4 protein-coding genes and 1 pseudogene are annotated in these 4,368 nt (G+C 60.8%); all 5 read left to right on the top strand.

What is annotated here, in order from left to right:
- A pseudogene (locus GXH28_RS15160) lies at positions 1-187 on the top strand (hypothetical protein); the annotation flags it as partial.
- Between the two features lie 11 nt (positions 188-198).
- A complete protein-coding gene (locus GXH28_RS15155; protein ID WP_169239859.1) occupies positions 199-1,353 on the top strand; it encodes a LacI family DNA-binding transcriptional regulator in 1,155 nt (384 codons plus the stop codon).
- 147 nt (positions 1,354-1,500) lie between these two features.
- On the top strand, positions 1,501-2,520 hold the full coding sequence (locus GXH28_RS15150; protein WP_169239858.1) for a substrate-binding domain-containing protein: 1,020 nt from the start codon (positions 1,501-1,503) through the stop codon (positions 2,518-2,520).
- A 167-nt stretch (positions 2,521-2,687) separates the two neighbouring features.
- A complete protein-coding gene (locus GXH28_RS15145) occupies positions 2,688-3,455 on the top strand; it encodes an ATP-binding cassette domain-containing protein (protein ID WP_169239857.1) in 768 nt (255 codons plus the stop codon).
- 12 nt (positions 3,456-3,467) lie between these two features.
- A partial coding sequence (locus GXH28_RS15140; protein ID WP_169239856.1) for an ABC transporter permease occupies positions 3,468-4,368 on the top strand: 901 nt, incomplete at its 3' end.

Genomic DNA, 4,368 nt, shown 5'->3' with positions numbered 1-4,368 from the left:
GCTGGCCGACATCGCCGACACCCATAATCCGATCGTCGCTGCCTTGCGCAAGCGCAGGCCGGCTGCCGCCGCACGCGCCGTGCGCGAGCACATCATGCTGATCTGGTCCATGATGGAGCGTCGCAATATCCGAACGAGAAAGGCGCATACACGCCGGCCCGAACGCAACGCGAGCGCCCAGTCGTGAAGGAGCAGGTCATGCGCGCCACCCGTCTAAAACACGGTGTCGCTTTCACACCATCGCTTGACATCGCCCGCTGGATCATTAAGATCTTCGGCATCGCTGCCGGTAGCGATACCGGCCATAAACCGATGGCCACATCCACCAACGACGTCACGATCGCGGACATCGCCCGTGCCGCCGGCGTGTCGGTCTCGACGGTATCGCGCATCCTCAACAACAAGCCCGACGTGGCCGAAGAAACACGCCAGCGCGTGCGAGCCGTCATCGAGGAGCTCGGGTTTACACCGCATGCCCAGGCACAACGCCTGGCCGCCGGCCGGAGCCGCGCCATCGCCTTGCTCTTCCCCGATGCGCAGCGCAGCTTGATGCGCGAAGAGTTCATCCTCGGAGCAGCAAAGGCGGCAAGTGACGCGTCCTATACGTTCTACCTGATGACGAGCGACCTCTCGCGTCCTCAACTGACCGCGCTCTGCCGCAGCGCGCTGACCGACGGCATCATCCTCATGGAGATTCACCTGCGCGATTGGCGCGTAAGCTACCTGAAGCGGATGGGCTTCCCGTTCGTCATGATCGGTCGCTGTGCGAACAACAACGGGATCAGCTTCATTGACATGGACTTTGAACACGGCGTCGCACAAGCTGTGGAATACCTGGCCGGCCTCGGGCATCGCAAAATCGCCTTGCTCGCGCTTTCGTCCGAGGCCTACAAGCGCGGCTACGGTCCGGCGGTGCGCAGCCGCGATAGCTATGTGAAAACCTGCAGGAAGCTCGGCCTAGCTTCTATCGTTGTCTCCTCTGCCGATATCGCAGCCGAAGTCGCAGCAGCGACCCATAAACTCCTAGATCACCATCCGGGCCTTACGGCGATGATCTCGATGCATGGCGATGTGACGATCGCAGCCTATCGCGTGCTCGAGGAACGCGGCCTCCGCATACCGGAGGATATCTCGGTGATCGCATTCATCACCAGCCGCACAGCCGAATTGTTTACACCGCCGTTGACGGCCATTGACTTCCCGGCCTACGAGTTCGGCTACCAGGCCGGTCGCATGCTGATCGCGCAGCTACAAGGTTCCGGTGCGGTGGAACATCTCCTGCCTTCACCCCAGCTCGTCCTGCGTCGGAGCGTTGCCGCACTGCCCATGGCACGGCAAAACGGCTCGGCGTAACAAAACTTGAACTGTAAAAGGAGGAATGCCTATTCGAGGATTGCTATCACTTCTACTTTCCGATCCGAACCTTGCACACTCGATTCAGTCCGACCAAGCTCAAGTCAAACCGTTAGGAGACAATCAGTTCAAATCCAGGAGGATTCCATGACCGTTGCACGCAAACCTTCTCTGTGGGCATCTGCCCTGCTCATCGGTGCGCTCGCTGCGACGACGTTTGCCGCCTCGCCCGTACAAGCGGCCGACCCCAGCCAGGGCGGCGCGAAGTGGTGCCAGGGCGTGCGCATCCGCTTCTTCGTCGGCGGCGACCCCGGCGACGCTTTCGCCTCGATCGTCTACAAAGGCGCACAGCAAGCCGAGGCCGATTTCGGCCCGAAGGTGGAGTATGTTTTCTCCGGCTGGCAGACCGAAAAGATGCTGGCGCAACTGCGCGACGCCATCGCCTCGAAGCCGGACGGCATCGCAATGATGGGCCACGCGGGCGATGACGCGATCATGCCGTTGGCCGAGCAGGCCGCAAAAGCCGGCATCATCATGATGTATCAGAACGTGGACGTGCCCAAGGTGCGCGCCAAGTTCGGTGGCGGCTACGTCGGCGCTAACTTGTATCCCCAGGGCCGCGCGCTGGGCGAGGAAGCGATCCGCACGCTCGGCCTGAAGAAGGGCGACACGGCGCTGGTGTTCGGCGCGTGGGGCCAGCCCGGCCGCTATATCCGCGAACAAGGGACGACCGACGCTTTGATCAAAGCCGGCATGAAGGTGATTACAGTCGCGGGTCAACCCGCTGCGGCTACCGATCCCGGCCTGCTCATTCCGCAGATCACCGGCGCGTTTGGCAAAAACCCCGAGATCAAGCTGATCGTGTATTCAGGTGGCCAGACGCTCGGTGCAGCGCCGACCTACATGAGGGCAATCAACAAGAAACCCGGCGAAGTGTTCAACATCGGCTTCGACACCAGCCCGGCCATCATTGACGCATTCGACAAGGGCTTTGTGCAACTCACATCCGACCAGCAACCCTTCCTGCAAGGCTACGTGCCGATCCAAAGCATCTGCCTGACCAAGAAGTTCGGCTTTGCGCCGATGAATGTGGACACCGGCGCCGGCTTCGTCAACGCGCAGAACTACAAGAGCGTCGCCGACCTCGCTAAGAAAGGTCTGCGGTAACCGTGCTTTCTCACAGCGCAACGCATAGCCGATAATGCCCGGCTGTCGTATGTCACGTATTGCGTATCGTGTGTTGCGTGCCCAGCCACGAAGCACGTGATACGCAATACGCGATACGTGACGCACGACACGCAACTTGAGGCTATGCGGTGCAGCGATATACACCGATGGCGACTCCTTTCATCGAACTGAAGAACGTCTACAAGTCGTATGGCAGCGTCAATGCACTCAGCGGTGTCAACCTCACCATCGAAGAAGGGCGCGTGCTCGGGCTGATCGGCGACAACGGCGCCGGCAAATCCACACTCATCAAGCTCATCGCCGGCGTGCACTCACCTGATAGCGGCGAGATGTGGGTAAAGGGCAAAAAGGTCACGCACTGGTCGGTTGCTCAGGCACGCGCCGCCGGCATCGAGACGGTGTTCCAGGATCGCGCACTGGCCGAACAGCAAAGCATCGCCCGCAACATCTTCATGGGCCGCGAACTCACCAATCCGTTGGGGTTGATTGACGTGAAACGCCAGCGCGAAGAGGCCGAGCGATTGATGCGCGAGATCGGCTTCACCTCGAAGGTGTTCTCGCCGGATTCACGGGTGATGACGCTCTCCGGCGGCGAGCGGCAAGGCGTCGCCATCGCGCGGGCGATCTATTTCAAGGCGCAACTGGTCATCCTCGACGAGCCAACCACGGCGCTCTCGCTGACCGAATCCGAAAAAGTCTTCGCGTTCGTCCGGCAACTGCGCGCGCGCGGCGCAGCCAGCATCTTCATCAGCCACAACATCTACCACAGCTACGACGTGTCCGACTACTTCGCCATCCTCGATCGAGGCACTATCGTCTACACAGCGGACAAATCCGAAGTGCCCTCGGCAGATGTGTTGATCCGCAAGCTGCAAACGGTCGCGCGACACGGCACGCTCGACATTGAGCACTGACGGAGGTGATGCATGGAAGTCACTGCTGTTTCTACTCAAGCCCGCGAGCATGGCGCCATTCGCACATGGCTCGATCAAAACCGGCGCGGCCTGAGTGCGTTCGCTATCTTCTTAGCGTTGTGGGCTCTCTTCTTGATCACGGCGCCCGGCACGTTCACCAATCCGCAGTCCTATCGCGCGATCTTCACTACGCTGCCGATAGATATCATCCTCGCTGTATCACTCGTGTTCGTCGTCACATCGGGCGAAAGCGATTTGTCCTTTCCCTCGGTATTCGGCCTGTCATCCTACGCGTTCGCGTTGCTGGTCTCGAACGAGGTCTCACCGGTTGTAGGTTTGCTCGCCGCACTGCTCGTCGGCGCCACCTGTGGCTTGGTCAACGGCCTACTCGTCACCAAGGTCGGCCTGTCGTCGCTGGTAGCGACGTTGGGCATGAACTTCTTCCTGCGCGGCCTGATCAACGTGCTTACACAGGGCATCGGCATCCCGTTGACCATGATGATTGACACACCGTTCTACAACGTCCTGGTGGGCCAGGTTGGCGACGTGCCAGTAGCCGTCCTTTGGGCTTTGCTGGTCGTGGTGATCTGTCTGGTGCTGTTCAACCGGCACCAGCTCGGCGCGCATGTCGCCATCGTCGGCGACAACCCGGAGAGCGCTAAGGAAATGGGCATCCATGTAGCGCGCACGAAGACATTGGTATATGTGATCGTCGGGCTATGCGCTGCATTCGCTGGTGTGCTGTCATCGCTGATCAACAACACGTGGTGGCCGACGGCCGGCGACGGCTACCTGCTGCGCACGCTGGCCGCGGTGTTCATCGGCGGCACACCCACATGGGGCGGCGTCGGCACGGTCATCGGCGCGGTATTCGGCGCCATGTCGGTCGGCTTCATCGAGACCGGCCTCATCG

The organism is Candidatus Roseilinea sp. NK_OTU-006, assembly GCF_012931985.1.
Taxonomy (GTDB): Bacteria; Chloroflexota; Anaerolineae; order J036; family Brachytrichaceae; genus JAAFGM01.
The sequence above is the reverse complement of the archived record's forward strand: the minus strand, read 5'-3'. Positions and strand labels throughout refer to the sequence as shown.

Bases quoted from the DNA above. Each gene is read 5' to 3' on its own strand.
- GXH28_RS15155 (WP_169239859.1), top strand. From the start codon at position 199: ATGCGCGCCACCCGTCTAAAACACGGTGTCGCTTTCACACCATCGCTT.
- GXH28_RS15150 (WP_169239858.1), top strand. From the start codon at position 1,501: ATGACCGTTGCACGCAAACCTTCTCTGTGGGCATCTGCCCTGCTCATC.
- GXH28_RS15145 (WP_169239857.1), top strand. From the start codon at position 2,688: ATGGCGACTCCTTTCATCGAACTGAAGAACGTCTACAAGTCGTATGGC.